The sequence below is a fragment of the Streptomyces sp. NPDC034099 genome (genome assembly GCF_055575415.1).
This window is the reverse complement of the sequence record NZ_JBVISR010000011.1, coordinates 131275-150116: the sequence shown is the minus strand read 5'-3', so window position 1 is coordinate 150116 and position 18842 is coordinate 131275. Positions and strand designations below refer to the sequence as shown.

The window sequence follows — 18842 nt, the reverse complement described above, 5'->3', positions numbered from 1 at the left end:
GGGGGCGCCTGCCGGTCAGTCCCAGTCCCGCGCGGAGCGCCCCCGCTTGGTCTGCGAGCGCTGCTTCTTCTCCCGCAGCCGGCGTTCGTTGATGCCGCGCGGTATGCGGGTCGGCCTGCGGGGCCTGGGCGGCGGCGCGGTGGCCTCCGCGAGGAGGGCGGCGAGGCGTACGGCGGCGGTCTCGCGGTTGCGCCACTGGGAGCGGTGCTCGGAGGCGCGGACGGTGACGACCCCGTCGGACAGGCGCCCGGCCAGCCGCTCCAGCGCCCGCTGCTTCCACACCTCGGGCAGGGCCTCGGTCCGCGCCAGGTCGAAGCGCAGCTCCACGGCCGTGTCCGTGGTGTTGACGTGCTGTCCGCCGGGCCCCGAGGAGCGCGAGAAACGCCAGACGAGCTCGGCCTCGGGCAGGGAGACGGAGCCGCGGATGACATGGGGACCGGACATGCCCTCCATGTTCCCGTCCGCGGACGGCCCGCGTCACCCGAATATCCCGAACCCGTTCAGGTCCCGGTCCCGGCCTCGGTAAAGAAAGTAAAGAGAGATGGAACCTTGTGGACCCCTCTCGTCGTTCATGGTGGTAGCTGTAGCTTTCTTGCCGTAAGTAAACGAGGGAAGGGACTCCCAACAATGGCTGTAAGCCTGTCCAAGGGTGGCAACGTCTCGCTCACCAAGGAGGCTCCGGGCCTGACCGAAGTCACCGTGGGCCTCGGCTGGGACGTCCGCACCACCACCGGCACCGACTTCGACCTCGACGCCTCCGCGATCGCGGTCAACACGCAGGGCAAGGTCTACTCCGACGCCCACTTCGTGTTCTTCAACAACAAGCAGACGCCGGACAACACGATCGTCCACACCGGTGACAACCGCACCGGCGAGGGCGCCGGCGACGACGAGGCGATCAACGTCAACCTGGCCGGTCTGCCGGCCGACATCGAGAAGATCGTCTTCCCGGTCTCGATCTACGACGCGGAGAACCGCTCGCAGAACTTCGGCCAGGTGCGCAACGCCTACATCCGCATCCTCAACCAGGCCGGCGGCGCCGAGATCGCCCGCTACGACCTGTCCGAGGACGCGGCCACCGAGACCGCCATGGTCTTCGGCGAGCTGTACCGCAACGGCGCCGAGTGGAAGTTCCGCGCCGTCGGCCAGGGCTACGCCTCGGGCCTGGTGGGCATCGCCCAGGACTTCGGCGTGAACGTCTGACGTTCACCGCCCGTTCGTTCCGTACGAAGGCCCCCCGGACGTCCGGCCGGGGGGCCTTCGGCGTCCCTCACGGCAGCAGGCGCTGCTCCTTGGCCACCGCGACCGCGCCCGCGCGGGTGTCGACGCCGAGCTTGTCGTAGATGCGGCGCAGATGCGTCTTCACCGTGGCCTCGCTGATGAACAGGGCGCGGGCGATCTCCCGGTTGCCGAGTCCGGTGGCGAGCTGGGCCAGGATGTCGCGTTCGCGGTCGGTGAGGGCGGGGCGCGGCTTGCGCAGACTGGCCATGACCCGGCCCGCGACCGGCCCGGACAGTGCCGTACGGCCCTGGGCGGCGGCGTGGATGGCGGCGAACAGTTCCTCGGGGCGTTCGGCCTTCAGCAGGTAGCCGGTCGCGCCCGCCTCGATGGCGCGGGTGATGTCGGCGTCGGTGTCGTACGTGGTCAGGACGAGCACGTGCGGCGCGCGGCCGGTGCCCGTGGTGAGGCGGCGGGTGGTCTCCACGCCGTCGATGCCCGCACCGAGCTGAAGGTCCATCAGGACGACGTCCGGCGCCAGCCGTGCGGAGAGCGCGAGCGCCTCCTCGCCGGTGCCGGCCTCACCGACCACCTCGATGCCGGGCGCGCTGTCGAGCAGGGCGAGCAGCCCGGCGCGTACGACGACGTGGTCGTCGCAGACCAGGATGCGCACGGGAGCACGGGCGGGCCCGCCGTCTGCCGGTGCGGTCATCGGGGTGCCTCCTGCGGGTCGGCCGGTTCCGGCGGGTCCGGCGGATGTGCCGGGTCGGTTCGGGGCGGGTCCAGGGGGACGGCGGCGGACAGGGCGGTGCCCTCGCCGGGCGCGGACTCGACGGTCAGGGTGCCGCCCAGCTGGCGCAACCGGGCGTGCATGGCGGGCAGTCCGTGTCCGCGCATCCCGGCGGGGGCGTCGGAGGGCTCCGCCGGGTCGAAGCCGTGCCCGTCGTCGGTGACGTCCAGGACGGCCTCGTCGTCGAGGAGGGTGAGGCTGAGCGCGGCGGTGGACGCGCCCGCGTGCTCCCGGACGTTGGCCAGTGCGCCCTGGGCGATGCGCAGCAGCGCCGACTGGACGCGGTCGGGCAGCGGCGGGACGCGGGCGCCGTCGTCGACGTGGACGCGGACGGTGAGGTGGTCGCCGGACTCCCGCGCGGCCAGGGCCCGCAGCGCCGCCTCCAGTCCGCCGCCGCGGGCGAGGTCGGCCGGGGCCAGGTCGTGGACGAAGCGGCGGGCCTCGGCCAGGTTGTGCTCGGCGACGGAGGCGGCGCCCCGGACGTGGGTGCGGGCCTTGCCCGGGTCGGACTCCCAGACCCGCTCGGCGGCCTGGAGCAGCATCCGCTGGCTGGACAGGCCCTGGGCGAGGCTGTCGTGGATCTCCATCGAGAGGCGCTGGCGTTCGGCGAGGGTGCCCTCGCGGCGTTCGGAGGCGGCGAGTTCGCGGCGGGTGCGGATCAGGTCGTCGATCAGGGCGCGCTGCCGGGCGGCCTGCCGTTCGGTGTGCAGGAACACGGCCGCGGCGATGGCGGCGACGGCGGGCGGGGCGAGCAGCAGGTTGGGGTCGAAGCCCCCCGCGAGCCGCAGTTGCGCGGCGACGACGAACACCGTCAGGACGGTGACCAGAACGAGCGCCGCCCGGGCGGGCAGGGTGCGCAGGCCGGTGTAGAAGAGGGGCACCGCGCACCAGGCGAAGCTGGGCGCCAGCACGACCAGCACCATCCACACCACGACGACCGGCCCCAGCCAGGCCAGGCGCCGCCGGGCGGGCGGAACGGCGGGAGCGGACGGCGCGGGCCCGCTCAGGACGGGCCCGAGCAGGTGCAGCACGGCGAGGGCGAGGGACAGGGCGAGGATCCAGGGGGTGCGGGGCTCCCCGGGGTGGCGCAGCAGGAAGCGGGCCAGGGCACCGCCGAGCAGCAGGAAGAACGCCACGTGCATGACGGCCCCGAGCCACCGGGTGTCCGGGTGGTCGTACGGCTTCGGCATCCGTCACCCGCCTCCTTTTGCCCGTCTCTCCTGCCGCGCTGCTCCCCAACGTGCCGCAGAGGTCCGCTGAGCTGCGTGAACACTCCCATGGTGCCCGCTTCGGGCGCCCCGTGGGTCAACCGATCGGACGATCCCGCCGTCGCCCGTTCCGTCGCCCACGAGCAGCCGGAACGGCGACCGTGCGCCCCCGGGGCGGACCGGAGAGTGGAGAGCACGAACCCGCCCGACCTCACCCCGAGGAGCAGACCGCCATGAAGAAGACCCTCTCCCGTCGTGCCCGCCTCGCCACCGGCGGCGCCGTGCTCGCCGCCGTCGCCGCCGGCACCTTCGGCACGGTGGCCGCGAACGCCTCCGCGCCCGAGGCCGCCCAGGACTCCGCGGTGTCCGCCGCCCCCGCCGCCGCGGCCGGCAAGCACGACACCACCACCTCCACGCACCTGCCGATCGACGCCGCCACCGAGGCCGCGCAGGCAGCGCTGAAGGCCGCCGAGAAGGAGGGCCAGCGGGTCACGGTCGCGGTCGTCGACCGCAACGGCAACACGATCCTCACCCTGCGCGGTGACGGCGCCGGTCCGCAGTCCTACGAGTCGGCGGAGAAGAAGGCGTACACGGCCGTCTCCTGGAACGCCCCGACCAGCGAGCTGGAGGGCCGCCTGGAGAACGCCCCGAACCTGAAGGACATCCCGGGCACGCTGTTCCTGGGCGGCGGGGTCCCGGTCACCGCGGGCAAGGCGCCGATCGCCGGCATCGGCGTCGCGGGTGCCCCGTCCGGCACCCTGGACGAGAAGTTCGCCCAGGCGGGCGCGGCGGCGCTGAACTGACCCGAGGCCGGCGGCCACAGGCTCACAGCCGGTCCCAACAGGCGGCCCCAGCGGGCGTTTCACGTGAAACGCCCCATAGGATCACGTCGTGCGCATCCCCACCCCCCGTCTCCTCGTAGCCACCGCCACCGTCCTCGCCCTCGCGGCGTGCAGTGGCGGTGGCGCGGTCGACGGCTCCCCCGGCGGCTCGGGTGTGCGCGACCCGTACTTCCCCAAGGCGGGCAACGGCGGCTACGACATCGGCCACTACGACCTGGCCCTGGACTACGACCCCGACACCGACGCCGGGGGCGGGCACCTCAGCGGCAGCGCGACGCTCACCGCCCGCGCGACCCGGGACCTGTCCGCCTTCGACCTCGACCTCAAGGGCCTGGACGTCGAGGGGGTCACGGTCGAGGGCCGGAAGGCCCGCTTCAACCGGGCCGGACAGGAACTGACCGTCCGCCCGGCCGAGGAGCTGAACGACGGGGAGACGTTCCGGGTGACCGTCCGGTACTCGGGCGAGCCGGAGACGATCACCGACCCCGACGACTCCGAGGAGGGCTGGCTGCCCACCGCCGACGGCGCGGTCGGGCTGGGTGAGCCGACGGGCTCGATGGCCTGGTTCCCCGGCAGCCACCACCCCTCCGACAAGGCGACGTACGACCTCGCGATGACCGTGCCGGAGGGCCTGGGCGTGGTCTCCAACGGCGAGTTGCGCGACGAGCGGACCCGGGACGGCCGTACGACGTTCACCTGGCACACCGCCGAGCCGATGGCGAGCCATGTCGTCACCGTCGCCGTCGGCAAGTGGGAGACCGCCCGCTCCACCACGGACGACGGGCTGCCGGTGTACACGGCCGTCGACCCGGCCCAGGCCGACGCGAGTCGTAAGGTCCTGAAGCGGATCCCCGAGATCATGGACTGGGCGCAGGAGAACTTCGGCCCCTACCCCTTCTCCTCCACCGGCGCGATCGTCGACCGCGACGAGGACGCGGGGTACGCCCTGGAGACCCAGAACCGGCCCTACTTCCCCGGCGCCCCCGACACCGTCCTGCTCGTCCACGAACTCGCCCACCAGTGGTACGGGAACTCCGTCAGCCCGAAGACCTGGCGGGACATGTGGCTCAACGAGGGCTTCGCCACCTACGCGGAGTGGCTGTGGGAGGAGGACCACGGCGGCGACACCGCCCAGGAGACCTTCGAGGCGCTCTACGACGGGACGTACTACGACGACGAGGACGCGAACGACTCGATCTGGGCGTTCCCGCCCGCGGACCCGCCCGACGCGGCGCACATCTCGGAGAGCCCGGTCTACCAGCGGGGCGCGATGGTCCTGCACAAGATCCGCGAGACGGTCGGCGACGACGCCTTCTGGGACCTGCTGCACGGCTGGGCCGCCGCCCACCGCCACGGCAACGCGGACACCGGGGACTTCACGGCCTACGTGGAGAAGTCGGCGCCGGACGAGGACTTCTCGGAGATCTGGGCGGACTGGCTGCGCGGGGACGGCCGGCCGGACGCGCCGTGAACCACCACGCCCGCGGCCGTCTCACCCTCCTCAGCCCTCGAAGCCGTCGAGCAGCAGGGCCAGGTCCGGCGGCCAGAGCGGCTCGGGTGCCTCGGCGAGTTCGGCCCGGCTCCACCAGCGCCAGGTGAGGATGCCGTCCGCGGCGTGGGCGGCGGCGAGGTCGGGGCCGGTGGGTTCGCGGCGGGGGCCCCGGGCGACGTAGATGTGCTCGTACTGGCGGACGGGGCCGACGCTCAGGTGGGTGAAGTCGTGTTCCCAGGTGCAGAGCAGGGGGCCCGGTTCCAGGTCGGTCCAGCCGGTCTCCTCGCGCACCTCGCGCAGGGCGCCCTCGCGCGGGTTCTCGTCCGCCTCCAGGCCGCCGCCGGGCATCGCCCAGTGCACGCCGACCTCGACGTTGTCGTAGCGCAGGAGGAAGACCGCGCCCTCGGGGTCGAGCACGGCGACACGGGCGGCGCGGCGCGGGGTGCGCAGGGTGCCGCTCTCCAGTTCCCTGCGCAGCACCGTGCACGGGCGGCCGGCGCCGAGGTCCCGGCGGTGGTCCAGGACGGTGTAGCCGAGGGCGGTCCAGAAGGCGAGCCCGGCGGTGTTGCCGTCGAGGACGGCGAGCCGCACGGCGGTGCGGCCCGCGGCGCGGAACCGGTCCTCGAGGAGGGACACCAGCCGCCTGCCGTGACCCTGCCGCGCCAGGCCCGCGTCCACCATCAGCAGCCCGATCCACGGGTCTGGGTCGGTCCGGTCGGGATGCCGGGCGAGCGTCACCGCGATCCCGGCCGGCCGGCCCGCGTCCCGGGCGAGCAGCACCTCGGCGCCGGGCCGCGCCAGTTCGTCGGCGAGCGCGGCCGCCACCTGCTCCGGGCGGATGTCGTCCGGGTCGGGGAAGTCGCCGCTGAGCGCGTGGAAGGCGCGCTGGGAGGCGTAGAGGGCGGTGAGTTCGGTGAGGACGGGGCCCGGGATGTCGTGGTCGGGGGTGAGGGGCAGCGGGGTCAGGATCACGGGGGCAACCTATCCGGCCGTCGGGCCCTGCCGGCCGGACCGGTCCAGGTCGGAGAGGTCGAGGACGAAGCGGTGCCGGACGTCGCCCCGGTCCAGGCGGTCGAGGGCCTCGTTCACGCGGGCGGAGGGGAGGAGTTCGATGTCGGCGGTGATGCCGTGCGCGGCGCAGAAGGCCAGCATCTCGGCGGTGCCCTTCCGGCCGCCGCTGCCCGCGGAGCTGAGCTTCTTGCGGCCGATGAGCAGGTCGAGGGTCTCCAGGGTGACCGGTCCGAGGTGCCCGAGGTGGCTGAGGGTGCCGTCCAGGGCGACCAGGCGGAGGTAGGCGCCGAGGTCGTGCGGGGCGGAGACGGTGTCGATGACGATGTCGAACCGGTCGCGGGCGGCGGCCAGTTGCCCGGCGTCCGTCGAGACGACGAACCCGCGGGCGCCCAGGCGTCGGGCGTCCTCGGCCTTGCCCGGCGACCGGCTGATGACCGAGGTGTCGGCGCCGAGCGCGACGGCGAACTTCACGGCGAGGTGGCCGAGGCCGCCGAGACCGGCCACGGCGACGCTGGTGCCGGGCCCGGCGCCGAGGGCGCGCAGGGGCTCCCAGACGGTGATCCCCGCGCACATCAGCGGTGCCGCGGCCGCCGGGTCCAGGCCGGCGGGGAGGGCGTACGCGAACCGTTCGCCCAGCACGTACTCGCGGCTGTAGCCGCCGAGGGTGGTCGATCCGTCGACGCGGTCGGTGCCGCCGTAGGTCAGGGTGGGGAAACCGTGGCAGAAGTTCTCCTGGCCGATCCGGCACATGGCGCACGCGCCGCAGGAGTCGACGATGTTGCCGACCGCGACCGGGTCTCCGGCCCGGAAGCGGGTGACCTCGGTGCCGGTCTCGGTCACCACGCCCGTGAACTCGTGCCCCGGGACGAGGGGCTGCGGACCGCTCCCGTCGGCGCCCCCGGCCCGCAGGGCGTGCAGGTCCGTGTGGCAGACGCCGCAGTAGTCGACCCGGACGGCGACGTCGTCGGGGCGCAGGTTTCGCCGTTCCAGCGGGGCACGGCGCAGTGTCGGGGTCGTCCCGGCGCCGTTCCCGGGCTCCGCATGCCAGCCCACTGTGGTCCTCATGGCTCTTCCCCGCTCCTCAGACAGACTGTTCGGTCTGTTTGACCGTAGACCCGTTCGCCGGGTTGAGCAAACCAACTGTTCTGTTTGGCCGTGGGATACCCTGGGGCCATGCCCGACCGCATCCCCGACCAGCCCCTCACCTCCCGCGGCGCCGCCACCCACCGGCGCATCCTGGACGTCGCGACCCGGGAGTTCGCCGAACACGGGATCGCCGGGGCCCGCGTCGAACGGATCGTGGCCGCCGCGCGCACCAACAAGGCGCAGCTCTACGCGTACTTCGGCAGCAAGGACGGGCTGTTCGACGCGATCTTCTTCGGCTCGCTCGACCGCATCGTGAACGTCGTGCCGATCGACGCCGGCGACCTCGCGGACTGGGCCGTGCGCCTCTACGACGAGTATCTGCGCCGCCCCGACCTCATCCGGCTGGCCACCTGGGCGCGGCTGGAGCGGCGTCCGGCGGGGCACCTGGTCGAGGACGCCGACCGCCGCGACGACGCCAAGCTCCGGGCCATCGCCGAGGCCCAGGCGGCAGGGCGGGTGCGACCGGGCGACCCGTTCGACGTGCTGGCCCTCGTCATCGCCATGTCCATGGCCTGGTCACCGGTCAGCAACGTCTACGCGGCGACCGCCGACGAGCCCGAGGACGCGCACGAACGCCGGCGCGCCCTGCTCCGCGACGCGGTCCGTCGGGCCACGTCACCGGAGTGACCGGCTCGCGGCGGGCCCGCGGCGCATGGCCCGCTCCGGGGCCGTGACACCATCACCTGCGTGCTCGACATCGGCTACGCCCTCTCCACCCGCTTCCCGGACCCGCCGCAGACGGACTACCGGCGCGCGGACGTCCACGCCCTCCGCCACGACCTGTTCTGCGGGGACGTGTACCTCGCCGACACCAAGGCGGACCGGGAGTTGTCCACAGCCTGGGGATGGGTGCCGGTGCTCGACTTCGCCTGGGCGCTGTGCGACATCGTGGAGCACCTCGACCGGGACCCGGCGGGCTCCCGGGCCGCGCGGCCCCAGCGGGCGGAGCTGGACTTCACCGAGTCGACCGACCGCCTGCTCTTCGAGCGCCGCTTCGGCTGGGTCGACATCGAGGCGGAGTGGCTGCCCGCGGACGAACCCCCGCTGTCCTTCTCCCACACCGAACTGCGCCGCGAGGCCCGGGACTTCCTCCACGACCTGCTCGCCGACCTCACCGACCTGCACGAGGACCTGGCGGACAACCCGGCGGTCTGGACCCTCCAGTCCCGTTTCCCGCGGATGCCCTCCGACTAGACAGCAGGGAGCGTTCCTTCCGATGACCGCACAGCCCGCGCCGTTCAAGCCCTCCCTCGTCAAAGCGGTGTTCCGGGACGTGACCCCGCTGCACGTCTCCCGGCCGGCGGCGTGGGCCGCCGCGTCGGTCACACGGACCGTGCTGACGGGGATCATCGACGGTGCGAGGAGGGCGGCGGCGGAGCAGTCCCGGAAGAAGCTGGTACCCGGGGACCTGATCTCGGCGACCGACCGCGACGTCGAGCTGGAGGTGGGGGGCACGTGGTACGTCCACAGCCCGACGTTCCGATGTCGGACCGGTGACCTGTACGACGCCGACGGTGTCCTCGTCCCCCTTCGCCGGCGCAGGGGGACGCGCACACCGAGTGCCGTGACGGGTGCCCACAGGTTCGAGGCCGGGGTCAGGAAGCTGCTGCGGAGCCGGGGTGCGACGGCCGTCCCGGCGGTGGTCCGCGACCTGGACGGCATCGCGAGCGTGTTCCTGACGGACCTCGCCCGGGGCGCTGCCGTGGTCGTCCGCGAGGGCGGGGTCAAACGCTTCGGCACGGTCGTCCTGGGGGCGCCGGACGAAGCGGCCGCGCCCCCGTTCCCCAAGGATGTCCTCGGGGCCCTGTCCACCCGCACGGGGGACCGGCGGACCGTCGGCAGGGACGACGTCCTGGCCGCCACCACGACGGTGCTGTTCGGCGACCTCAGGCAGCGGGCCCTCACCGAAGCACGCGCCCACGCGTGATCCGCCGGACCCGCCCTACCCCTCCGCCAGCACCCGCACCCCCAGCTCCGCCGCGAGCACCGGGGCGAGGTCGAGGAGCTGGGCGGGGCTGATCACCGCGCCCGAGAGCCGGTCCACGCCGCGGGCCAGCTCCAGCGGGGCGGCGCCGCGCAGGTCGACGTCGACGAGGGTGGCCGCGCTGAGGTCCGCGTCCTTCAGGGCGCAGTCCACGAACTCGACCCGCTCCAGGCGGGCGCCCCCGAAGTCCGGCTCGACCAGGACGCAGCTCTCGAAGACGACGTCCTTGAGGCGGGCCCGGCGCAGGTTGAGATAGTCGATCTTGCCGCCCCGGACCAGGACCCGTTCCAGTACGGCCCCGTGCAGCTGGGTGCCGCCGAGGCGGGCGTCGAGCAGCTCGACGTCGCGCAGGGTCGCCTCCGCGAGGTTCGTGCCGACGCCCCGGACGCCGGTGAGACGGGTGTCCAGCAGCCGGGCCCGGGGCAGCGACGCCTCGTCCAGCGCGCAGCCCGTCAGCGCGCAGTCCATGAAGCGGGCACCCGCGCCGTCCTGGCCGGTCAGGTCCGCCTCCCGGAACTCCAGCGCGTCGTAGTCCCCGTCCGGCTCCAGTCCGCCGCCGTCCTCGAACGGCTCCAGCGGCGGCAGCCGCAGCTGGGGGCGCCTCGCCCCGCGCACCGTCGTCGTACCGCGCCCGCCCGCCGTGCCCGCCGCTCTCCTCGCCATGGCCCCATGCTGCACCCCGTCACTGACAACCCGCGCCGACCTGCGGAAACACCTTCTCTCCGGGCCACATGTCACATCCGGCGCCCTTTCGGCCGTCGTACGGGCAGACAGGCGCCGCGCACGGCGACCCGACCGCGACCCCGATCCGAGGGAGAACCCGAGTCATGCATCGCATCACCGTCATCGGCGGCGGCTTCGCCGGACTGACCGCGGCCATCACCGCCGCCGAGGCGGGCGCCAGGGTCACCGTCCACGAGGCCCACCACACGCTCGGCGGACGGGCTCGGACCGCCGACGGCCCCTACCGCACCAACGACGGTCCGCACGCCCTCTACAACGGCGGCCCGCACTGGGCCTGGCTGCGCCGGCGCGACCTGATCGGCCCGCTCGCGCCCATCCCGCCGCTGGAGGCGGCCCGGCTGCGGCTGCGCCACCGCGGAGCGCTGCGCCGCACCCCGCCGTTCGCCATGCTGAAGCTGCTGCGCCGGGGGGTCGGGCCGGCCCCCGTCGACACCGACTTCCTGACCTGGGCGACCGGGATCGCGGGCGAGGAGGGCGCGCGGGCCGCCGCCCACTACTGCGCCGTCGCCCTGTTCCACCACGATCCGGGGTCGCTGTCCGCCGCCTTCGTGCAGGAGCGGCTGCGCCGGGCCGCCAAGCTGCCGCCCGAGGCGCACTACCCGCGCGGCGGCTGGGGCGGGGTGGTGGACCGGATGGCCGCCCTGGCCTGGAACCTCGGGGTCCGGATGGAGACGCTCTCCCGCGTGGACGCGCTGCCCACCGACACCCCCGTCATCGTCGCCACCTCCCTCGACGCGGCCCGCCGCCTGCTGGACGACCCCTCGCTGACCTGGCCGAGCGGCCGCACCACCCTGGTCGACCTGGCCGTGAGGACCCGGCGCGGCGACGCCTTCGCCGTCTCCGACCTGGACGCGCCGGGGTGGATCGAGCGGTTCACGGCGCAGGACCGCACGCTCGCGCCCGCGGGCGAGCAGCTGATCCAGGGGCAGATCCCCCTCGCGCCGCACGAGTCGAAGGCCGACGGCACCGCACGGGCCGAGCAGTTGCTCGACCTCGGGTTCCCCGGCTGGCGCGAGCGGCTGACCTGGCGGCGCGAGGCGGTCGCGAATGGCCGTACCGGCGCCGTCGACCTGCCCGGCACCACCTGGCGCGACCGGCCCGCCGTCGACCGCGGCGACGGCGTGTACCTCGCCGGTGACCAGGTCGCCTCGCCCGGTCTGCTCTCCGAGGTCTCCTTCAACAGCGCCCTGACGGCGGTCTCCCTCGCCCTCGGCCGGCGCGAGCTTGACCTCAAGCACGCTTGAGGTCGTTGGCTGGGCCCACAGCACTCCGCAGCAGCGCACTCTTCCCCTGGGGGACCGTCATGCACGCCATTCGTCTGCACGCCTTCGGCCCGGCCGGGAACCTCGTCCTGGACGAGGTGGAGGACCCGGTTCCGGGCCCCGGCCAGGTCCGCGTCGCCGTCCGCGCGGCGGGCGTCCACCTCCTGGACACCGCCCTGCGGGAGGGCCTCCAGGGCCCGGCGCCCGCGCTTCCCGAGCTGCCCACGATCCCCGGCCGCGAGGTGGCCGGCGTCGTCGACGCCCTCGGGGCGGGCACGCCGGACGGCTGGCTGGGCAGGCGCGTGGTCGCCCACCTCGGCTTCGTCCCCGGCGGCTACGCCGAACTCGCCGTCACCGACCTCGCCCGCGTCCACGAGATCCCCGCGAACCTGGACTTCGCCGAGGCCGTCGCCATGATCGGCACCGGGCGTACGGCGATGGGGATTCTGCAGTTCGCCGACCTCGGTCCCGGCGCGGTGGCCGTCGTCCCGGCCGCCGCGGGCGGCATCGGCACGCTGCTGGTGCAGTACGCGAAGAACTCCGGCGCCACGGTGGTCGGGCTCGCCGGCGGCCCGGAGAAGACCGCGCTCGTCGCCGCGAACGGCGCCGATCTCGCCGTCGACTACCGGGACCCCGGGTGGCCGGCGAAGGTCCGCGCCCATCTGGGCGGCAGGGAGGCCACCGTCGTCTTCGACGGCGTCGGCGGGGAGGTGGCGCGCGAGGCCGTCGCCCTGCTCGGACCCGGCGGCCTGCACCTGGTCTTCGGCTGGTCGGGCGAGGGCCTGCACGACGGCGCCCCCTACCTCGTCGACGGCGTCTCCCAGCAGGTGCTGGGCCCGGTGATGATGGAGAAGGCCGGCGGCGCCGACCCCGTACGCACCCTCGAACTGCGCGCCCTCGCCGAGGCCGCCGCGGGGCGGCTCGTCCCGGCCGTGCGACGCTTCCCGCTCGCCGACGCCGCCGCCGCGCACCGCGCCCTGGAGAACCGGGGGACGACCGGAAAGGTGGTCCTGGAGCCATGAACGGCGACGAGCGGCGCGGTCCGCGCGACGGGGATGCGATACGTCCCGATCCATGGTCTTCTGGCCAGATGAGTGGCTCCCGGACAGGTGGACCCGCCGCGCCCGCGGAGGCCGACCCCCGCCGCTGGTGGGGGTTGGTGGTGATCGCCCTGGCCCAGCTGATGGTCGTCCTCGACGCGACGATCGTGAACATCGCGCTGCCTTCGGCCCAGCGCGACCTGGGCATGTCGGACGCCAACCGGCAGTGGGTGATCACCGCGTACACCCTCGCGTTCGGCGGCCTGCTGCTGCTCGGCGGGCGGATCGCGGACCTGGTGGGACGCAAACGCACCTTCGTCATCGGGCTGATCGGCTTCGCCGCCGCCTCCGCGATCGGCGGCGCCGCCACGACCTCGGCGATGCTCTTCGGCGCCCGCGCCCTCCAGGGTGTCTTCGCCGCCGTCCTCGCGCCGTCCGCGCTGTCCCTGCTGACGACGACCTTCACCGACCCCAGGGAACGCGGGAAGGCCTTCGGCATCTACGGCGCGCTGGCCGGCAGCGGCTCGGCGATCGGCTTCATCGTCGGCGGCGTGCTCACCGAGTACCTGAACTGGCGCTGGTGCCTGTACGTCAACATCCCCATCGCCGTCGTCGCGGTGATCGGCGCGTTCGCCCTGCTGCACGACCGGCCCGGCCACGCCGACGCCCGGCTCGACGTGCCCGGTGTGGTCCTCGGCTGCGGTGGTCTGGTCGCCCTCGTCTACGGCTTCAGCGAGGCCCAGCCGCGCGGCTGGACCGACCCGCTGGTGCTGGCCCTGTTCGGCCTGGCCGTGGTCCTGCTGGCCGTCTTCGTGTGGTGGCAGACCCGGGCGAAGACGCCCCTGCTGCCGCTGCACGTCATCCGGGAGCGCAACCGCGCCGGGTGCTTCCTGACGATGATGCTGGCGGTCATCGGCATGTTCGGGCTGTTCCTGTTCATGACCTACTACCTCCAGGTCATCCTCGGCTACTCCCCCGTGCGGACCGGCCTGGCGTTCCTGCCGCTGACCGCCGCGATCGTGGTGGGCTCCACCCAGATCTCGGCCCGGCTGCTGCCGCACGTGGGCCCGCGCATGCTGATGGTCCCCGGCATGCTCCTCGCCTCCGGCGGCATGGTGATCCTCACCCGGATCACCGTGCACTCGGAGTACGTCTCCGAGATCCTCCCGGCGCTGCTCCTGATGGGCCTCGGCATGGGCCTGACCTTCATGCCGGTGTTCTCCACGGCCACCGCGGGGGTCGCCCCGAAGGACTCCGGCGTGACCTCCGCGACGGTCAACACCTCGCAGCAGGTGGGCGGCTCGATCGGCACGGCGCTGCTCAACACCATCGCGACCAGCACGAGCGCGTCGTGGATCACCGCCCACCTCACCGATCCCTCCCAGCGGGAACTGATCGTCCGGGAGGGCATCGTCCACGGGTACACGGTCGCCATCTGGGTGGCCGCCGGCGTCATGCTCCTCGCGGGGCTGGTCGCGGGGGTGATGGTGACGGCGAAGGCGCCGAAGCACGGGCTGCCGGCGGAGCGGGCGGTGCGGGAGCCGGTGGGCTGAGGGATATCCGCGTGACCGCGGGCCCCGCTCGCCGGTAGCGTCCGGCGGTGTGATCGACGTACCCGAAGGGCTCGTGGCCGCGCAGGCGAAGTACAACGGGGAGGCCGGGCGGGCCTTCGTCGAAGGGCTGCCCGCGCTGGCGGCCGGGTTCCTGCGGCGGTGGGAGCTGCGGCTGGACGGACCCTCGATGCACGGGTGGGCGGCGCTGGTGCTGCCGGTCGTGTGCCGGGACGGTACCGAGGCCGTGCTGAAGCTCCAGATCCTCGACGCGGAGACCGAGGGCGAGCCCCTCGCGCTGCGGGTGTGGGACGGGGACGGCGCGGTGCGGCTGCTCGACCACGACGCGGCCACCGGGACCATGCTCCTGGAACGCCTGGACTCCGGCCGGATGCTCAGCCACGTCGAGGACTCCCGCGAGGCCGTCCTGGTCATCGCCCGGCTGCTGGCCCACCTCACCGCGACGCCCGCGCCGCCCGGTGTGCGCCGCCTCGGGGACATCGCGAAGCACATGCTGGAGCGGACGCCCGAAACCCTGGAGCGCATCCCGGACCCGGCGGACCGGCGGCTGGTCGCCGACTGCGCCGCGGCCGTGCGCGAGGTCGCCGACGAGCCGGGCGACCGGCTGCTGCACTGGGACCTGCACTACGAGAACGTCCTCGCCGCGGACCGCGCCCCCTGGCTGGCCATCGACCCCAAGCCGCTGGCCGGCGACCCCGGGTTCGACCTGCTGCCCGCCCTGGACAACCGCTACGACCCGGACGAGACCCGGTGGCGTTTCGACGCCATGACCGACGTCCTCGGCCTCGACCGGGAGCGGGCCCGCGCCTGGTCCCTCGGCCGCGTGCTGCAGAACAGCCTGTGGAACGTCGAGGACGGCGACCCGCTGGAGACGGAGCAGATGGAGATCGGGCGGCTGCTGCGCTCCTGGTGAGGGCCGCGCGTGTCACCGGCGGTCCTCAGCCGCGGGTGTCGGGGTGCGGCTCCCGTTCCCGGCGGGCCCCGCGCTCCAGCGCGCCCGCCAGTTCCGTCCTGCGCCGTATCCGCAGCTTGCGGTAGGTGCTGGTCAGGTGGGTCTCCACGGTACGCCGGGCGAGGTGCAGCAGGTCGGCGATCTCGGTGTTGGTGCGGCCGTCGGCGGCCAGTTCGGCGATCCGCCGCTCGCTGCCGGTCAGCGCCCCGGCGCCGGTGCGGGACGCCACGGAGCCGCGGGCGCCCCCCTCGCGCAGGGCCTGCCCGGCCAGGGCGAGCCAGCGCAGGGCGCCCTTGCGCTCGGCCAGTTCCGCCGCCTCGCGCAGCCGGGCCCGGGCGCGTCCGCGTTCGCCCGCGTCGAGGAGCTGGCGGCCCTGGGCGAGCAGCGCGGGGATCAGCTCCATGTCGGTGTCGGCGGGCGCGTCCCGCAGGGTCCGTACGGCCTCCTCGGCCAGCTCGAGGCCGCGGCGCCCGCCGGTCGCGGTGCCCAGCACGCGCAGGGCGCGGCCCACGGTGCGCGGGGTGTTCCACACCCGGGCCAGCCGCAGTTCCTCCGTCGCCAGGGCCAGCGCCTCGGGGCCGCCGCCCAGCGCCAGCCGGCACTCCGCGACGGCGGTCCGCCACGGAGTCACGACGGGGCTGATCACCTCGCGGGCCGCCTGGCGGCGTCCGCACTCCAGGAAGTCGTGCAGCGCGCCCGCCGGGTCGCCGGTGGCGGCACGCAGTACGCCCCGCGCGTACAGGTAGCGGTTCAGCTCCCAGTTCTCCGGCACCTCGCGCAGGTCGAAGCGGTCGGCGTGGCGCAGTGCCTCGTCGGTGCGGCCGGTGTGGACCAGGGCCATCAGGGCGTGGGCGTCCCGGTTGGTCGGGCCGGGGCCGGGCCCGGGGTCGGCGGCGAGGGCCAGCAGCCGGGCGTGGTCGCCGCGGGAGGCAACGATGTCGGCGCGGGTGTTGAGCAACGCGTGCTGCATCGGGTGCAGCAGGGCGGGGTGCTGTCCGGCCAGGCCGCGTTCCACGAGCCGCTCGGCCTCGTCGAGTTCGTCGGCCCACTGGGCGACCGCGGCGGCCGTGCCGAGCAGGAAGGGCTCGGCGAGCGGGTCGGTGGGCTGCGCGAGCAGGTCCCGCACCCGGGCCATCGCCTCGTCGGCGGAGATCAGCGCGGCCGTCGCCGCGTACCGCACCAGCAGGGCCTGTCCGGCGGTGCCGACCAGTTCCGGGGAGTGCCGGCCGGTCTCGGACAGCCACCGGTACACCTCCTGCCGGGTCGCCAGGTCCTCGTCGGACAGCAGCGCGGTGGCGGTCTGCACGGTGCGGGCCAGGCCCGGATGGCCGGACAGCCGGCCCTCGGTGCGGCGCAGCACCTCCATCGCGGTACGGATCTCACCGCGCCCGGCCAGGGCGGTGCCGAGGGCGACGGCGGTACGCACCCGGTTGCGGGGGTCGGCCGGCAGGTGCTGGGCCTCGGCGAGCCGCGCGATGGCGGCCGGGGTGTCGGCCGACGCGTATTCCAGGGAGCCCAGTTCGGTCAGCAGCCGTTGCCGCAGGTCGTCGGTCAGCGGCTCGTCCAGGGCACGGCGCAGGTATCCGACGGCGTCGGCGGGCCGCGCGTCGTGCACGGCGACGGTCACGGCGTCGCGCAGCACGCGCAGCGCCCAGGACCGGCCGACGGCCGGGGTGCGCAGCAGGTGCCGGGCGACCGCCTCGACCCGGTCGCCGCGGCGCAGCATCGCCTCCGCCGCCGCCCGGTGCACGGCCTCGCGGCGCGGCCGGGGCCAGCCGCTCAGCACGGCGTCGCGCAGCAGGGGGTGGGCGTAGCGGGGGCGGCCGCCCGCGTCGGGGCGCAGCAGCCCTAGCCGGGTCATGGCGGCGAGCCAGCCCTCGATCCGCGCGGGGTCGGCCCCGGCCGCCTCGGCGAGCACGTCGACCGGGTCACCGGCCGACTCCCGCGCCGGGGGCGGGGAGGGGGTACGCCACTGCGTCGTCCGGTGCGGCGCGTGCGCGGGCGGATCGGTACGGCCGTAGGCGGCGCCGGGTGCGGACGGGTGCCGTCCGTCGTACGGGCCGTACGGGTCGTGGACCGGGTACGCGGGGTACGGCGTCCCGTCGGCGGGTCCGGCGGGCTCGTCGGGGTGCGGATAGGGGCCGTGCTCCGGAAGCTCCGCGCCGACGCCGGGGCGTGTGGCGCGCGGGTCCGCGCCGACGACGCCCGGCTCCGCGCTCCACACGTCCCGGCAGCCCGGCGCGATGTCCCGGGGCCGACGCGTCCGCGCCGTCGGTGCGTCGTGGGGGTGCCGAGGCGCGGTGTCGAACGGCGGGGCGGGGCGGTACACGCCGTCCGACGCCGACGCCTGCCGGTACGCGCCCTCCAACGGCGACGCCTGCTGGTACACGCCGTCCGACGGCGGTGCCTGCCGGAACACGGCATCCGACTGCGACGCCTGCCGGTACCCGGTGCCGAACGCCGACGCCTGCCGGTACACCCCGTCAGGCAACGGTGTCCGCGGGTGCGGGAGGGCATGCCGAAGCGCGCCCCGGCCGTCCGGCGGGCCCGCGGGCCAGGCCTGCTCCAGGGCGGCGAGGCAGCGGGCCACGTCGGCCGTCGCGGGGCCCGCGCTCCTCAGCCACCAGGAGACGGCGGCCGGGTAGGACCCGGGGTACAGCGCGGCGCAACTGTCCGGCACGGGCGGCACGCCGTCGGGGTGCGGGGTGCCGCCGAGGTCGTCCAGCAGGGCGTGCAGGAGCAGCGGGCTGCCCGCGCCGGCCCGCACCAACTCCTCGGTCCACCGCGCCGGCGCGTCCGGGAAGGCGTCCCGGACCAGCCCGGCCGCCGCCGCGTCGCTGAGCGGGGCGAGGGTGTGGGTGCGCACCAGGGACGGCGACAGCGCCTGGGTGAGTCCGGCGGGGCGCGGTTCGACGTCGTACTGGCTGCGTTCGGTGGCGACCAGCAGTACTGGTAATCGGTCGACGTGCCGGGCGGCCTCCGTCAGCCAGCGGCGCGAGGAGTCGTCGGCGAGGTGGACGTCGTCGACGGCCACCAGCACCGGGCCCTCGGCCGCGTACGAGCGCAGCAGCCGCCACAGCCGGGCCGCGCTGCCCCGGTCGTCGCCGCCCGGCGTCATGTCCGTGAACTCCGGTACCGGGCCGAGCAGGTGGAAGACCATGGCGAAGGGAACCGTGGTGTCCTCGGGCGAGCAGCGCACGCGCAGCACCCGCAGACCGCGGTCCTCCGCGTGCCGGGCGGCGGTCTCCAGCACGGCGGTGCGTCCGGTGCCGGTGGCGCCGCGCAGCAGGACGAGGCGACCGGTGCCGGCCCGTGCGCGCTCGATCTCGGCGGCCAGCAGCGCGTGGGCGTCGTCGCGTTCACGGAGCGGTCCGGTCATCGGTGCCTCCTGTGGTGGATGGTGCTCCCCCGGTGTGTGAGACGAACGACTGCGGTCAACGGTGGTGCGAAGTGGCAGGGGTCACGGTGGCCCGCGGCCGTCTCCAAGGGCCCCCGCCTCCTCGCGGTACCCGGCTGACCTGCCGGGACGCCCGCTCGGCGGCCGCTCGTGGCGGTCGGCGCGCTGGTTTCGTGGTGTGCCTC

At 74.7% G+C, this 18842-nt stretch carries 17 protein-coding genes; 10 read left to right on the top strand and 7 right to left on the bottom strand.

The annotated features are described in order from the left end of the window. Window positions 1-15: 15 nt before the first annotated feature. Complete coding sequence (gene arfB / locus ACZ56V_RS28930) at window positions 16-453, bottom strand: alternative ribosome rescue aminoacyl-tRNA hydrolase ArfB (protein ID WP_467379833.1); 438 nt, start codon at window positions 451-453, stop codon at window positions 16-18. Between the two features lie 174 nt (window positions 454-627). On the opposite strand from arfB, the gene ACZ56V_RS28925 reads away from it, so the two are divergent. Further along, entirely contained in the window at window positions 628-1203 is a 576-nt protein-coding gene (locus ACZ56V_RS28925; protein ID WP_007450822.1) for a TerD family protein, read from the top strand. 67 nt (window positions 1204-1270) lie between these two features. On the opposite strand, the gene ACZ56V_RS28920 is transcribed toward ACZ56V_RS28925, so the two are convergent. Both ACZ56V_RS28920 and ACZ56V_RS28915 read right to left on the bottom strand, forming a co-directional pair. Continuing rightward, window positions 1271-1930, bottom strand: coding sequence for a response regulator (locus ACZ56V_RS28920; protein WP_468946288.1), 660 nt, complete (start codon window positions 1928-1930; stop codon window positions 1271-1273). Continuing rightward, on the bottom strand, window positions 1927-3198 hold the full coding sequence (locus ACZ56V_RS28915; protein WP_468946285.1) for a sensor histidine kinase: 1272 nt from the start codon (window positions 3196-3198) through the stop codon (window positions 1927-1929). The genes ACZ56V_RS28920 and ACZ56V_RS28915 overlap by 4 nt, the downstream gene beginning before the upstream one ends. Window positions 3199-3449: 251 nt before the next feature. Here ACZ56V_RS28915 and ACZ56V_RS28910 point away from each other — a divergent pair, with 251 nt between their 5' ends. After that, complete coding sequence (locus tag ACZ56V_RS28910) at window positions 3450-4019, top strand: GlcG/HbpS family heme-binding protein (protein ID WP_468946282.1); 570 nt, start codon at window positions 3450-3452, stop codon at window positions 4017-4019. Between the two features lie 94 nt (window positions 4020-4113). Beyond that, a complete protein-coding gene (locus ACZ56V_RS28905) occupies window positions 4114-5529 on the top strand; it encodes a M1 family metallopeptidase (RefSeq protein WP_398914691.1) in 1416 nt (471 codons plus the stop codon). Window positions 5530-5559: 30 nt separating this feature from the next. Here the strand turns inward: ACZ56V_RS28905 and ACZ56V_RS28900 are convergent, their stop codons facing one another. Further along, complete coding sequence (locus ACZ56V_RS28900; protein ID WP_468946279.1) at window positions 5560-6522, bottom strand: bifunctional GNAT family N-acetyltransferase/NUDIX hydrolase; 963 nt, start codon at window positions 6520-6522, stop codon at window positions 5560-5562. A gap of 9 nt (window positions 6523-6531) precedes the next feature. After that, entirely contained in the window at window positions 6532-7626 is a 1095-nt protein-coding gene (locus tag ACZ56V_RS28895) for an NAD(P)-dependent alcohol dehydrogenase (RefSeq protein ID WP_468946277.1), read from the bottom strand. Between the two features lie 108 nt (window positions 7627-7734). On the opposite strand from ACZ56V_RS28895, the gene ACZ56V_RS28890 reads away from it, so the two are divergent. Genes ACZ56V_RS28890 through ACZ56V_RS28880 form a run of 3 tightly spaced genes read left to right on the top strand, consistent with a single transcriptional unit; the run spans window position 7735 to window position 9634 of the window. Then, the gene (locus ACZ56V_RS28890; protein ID WP_356359594.1) at window positions 7735-8334 is read left to right on the top strand and encodes a TetR/AcrR family transcriptional regulator; all 600 of its coding nucleotides are present in this window, start codon (window positions 7735-7737) and stop codon (window positions 8332-8334) included. 60 nt (window positions 8335-8394) lie between these two features. Then, window positions 8395-8901 (top strand): hypothetical protein, encoded by a 507-nt coding sequence (locus ACZ56V_RS28885; RefSeq protein WP_104636183.1) that lies wholly within the window; start codon window positions 8395-8397, stop codon window positions 8899-8901. 22 nt (window positions 8902-8923) lie between these two features. Then, a complete protein-coding gene (locus ACZ56V_RS28880) occupies window positions 8924-9634 on the top strand; it encodes a hypothetical protein (protein ID WP_468946272.1) in 711 nt (236 codons plus the stop codon). Window positions 9635-9649: 15 nt separating this feature from the next. Here the strand turns inward: ACZ56V_RS28880 and ACZ56V_RS28875 are convergent, their stop codons facing one another. After that, complete coding sequence (locus tag ACZ56V_RS28875; protein WP_468946270.1) at window positions 9650-10354, bottom strand: pentapeptide repeat-containing protein; 705 nt, start codon at window positions 10352-10354, stop codon at window positions 9650-9652. A 164-nt stretch (window positions 10355-10518) separates the two neighbouring features. Between ACZ56V_RS28875 and ACZ56V_RS28870 the strand changes: the two genes are divergently transcribed. The 4 genes from ACZ56V_RS28870 to ACZ56V_RS28855 all read left to right on the top strand — a co-directional run bounded on the left by ACZ56V_RS28870 (window position 10519) and on the right by ACZ56V_RS28855 (window position 15221). Continuing rightward, the gene (locus ACZ56V_RS28870) at window positions 10519-11679 is read left to right on the top strand and encodes an NAD(P)-binding protein (protein ID WP_468946267.1); all 1161 of its coding nucleotides are present in this window, start codon (window positions 10519-10521) and stop codon (window positions 11677-11679) included. Between the two features lie 59 nt (window positions 11680-11738). Further along, a complete protein-coding gene (locus tag ACZ56V_RS28865; RefSeq protein ID WP_468946264.1) occupies window positions 11739-12719 on the top strand; it encodes a zinc-binding dehydrogenase in 981 nt (326 codons plus the stop codon). A gap of 68 nt (window positions 12720-12787) precedes the next feature. After that, entirely contained in the window at window positions 12788-14290 is a 1503-nt protein-coding gene (locus tag ACZ56V_RS28860) for an MFS transporter (RefSeq protein WP_356359602.1), read from the top strand. A gap of 49 nt (window positions 14291-14339) precedes the next feature. Beyond that, entirely contained in the window at window positions 14340-15221 is an 882-nt protein-coding gene (locus tag ACZ56V_RS28855; protein ID WP_468946262.1) for an aminoglycoside phosphotransferase family protein, read from the top strand. A 25-nt stretch (window positions 15222-15246) separates the two neighbouring features. On the opposite strand, the gene ACZ56V_RS28850 is transcribed toward ACZ56V_RS28855, so the two are convergent. After that, window positions 15247-18639: a helix-turn-helix transcriptional regulator gene (locus tag ACZ56V_RS28850; RefSeq protein WP_467379504.1), complete on the bottom strand. Its 3393-nt coding sequence runs from the start codon at window positions 18637-18639 to the stop codon at window positions 15247-15249. Between the last annotated feature and the right edge of the window lie 203 nt (window positions 18640-18842).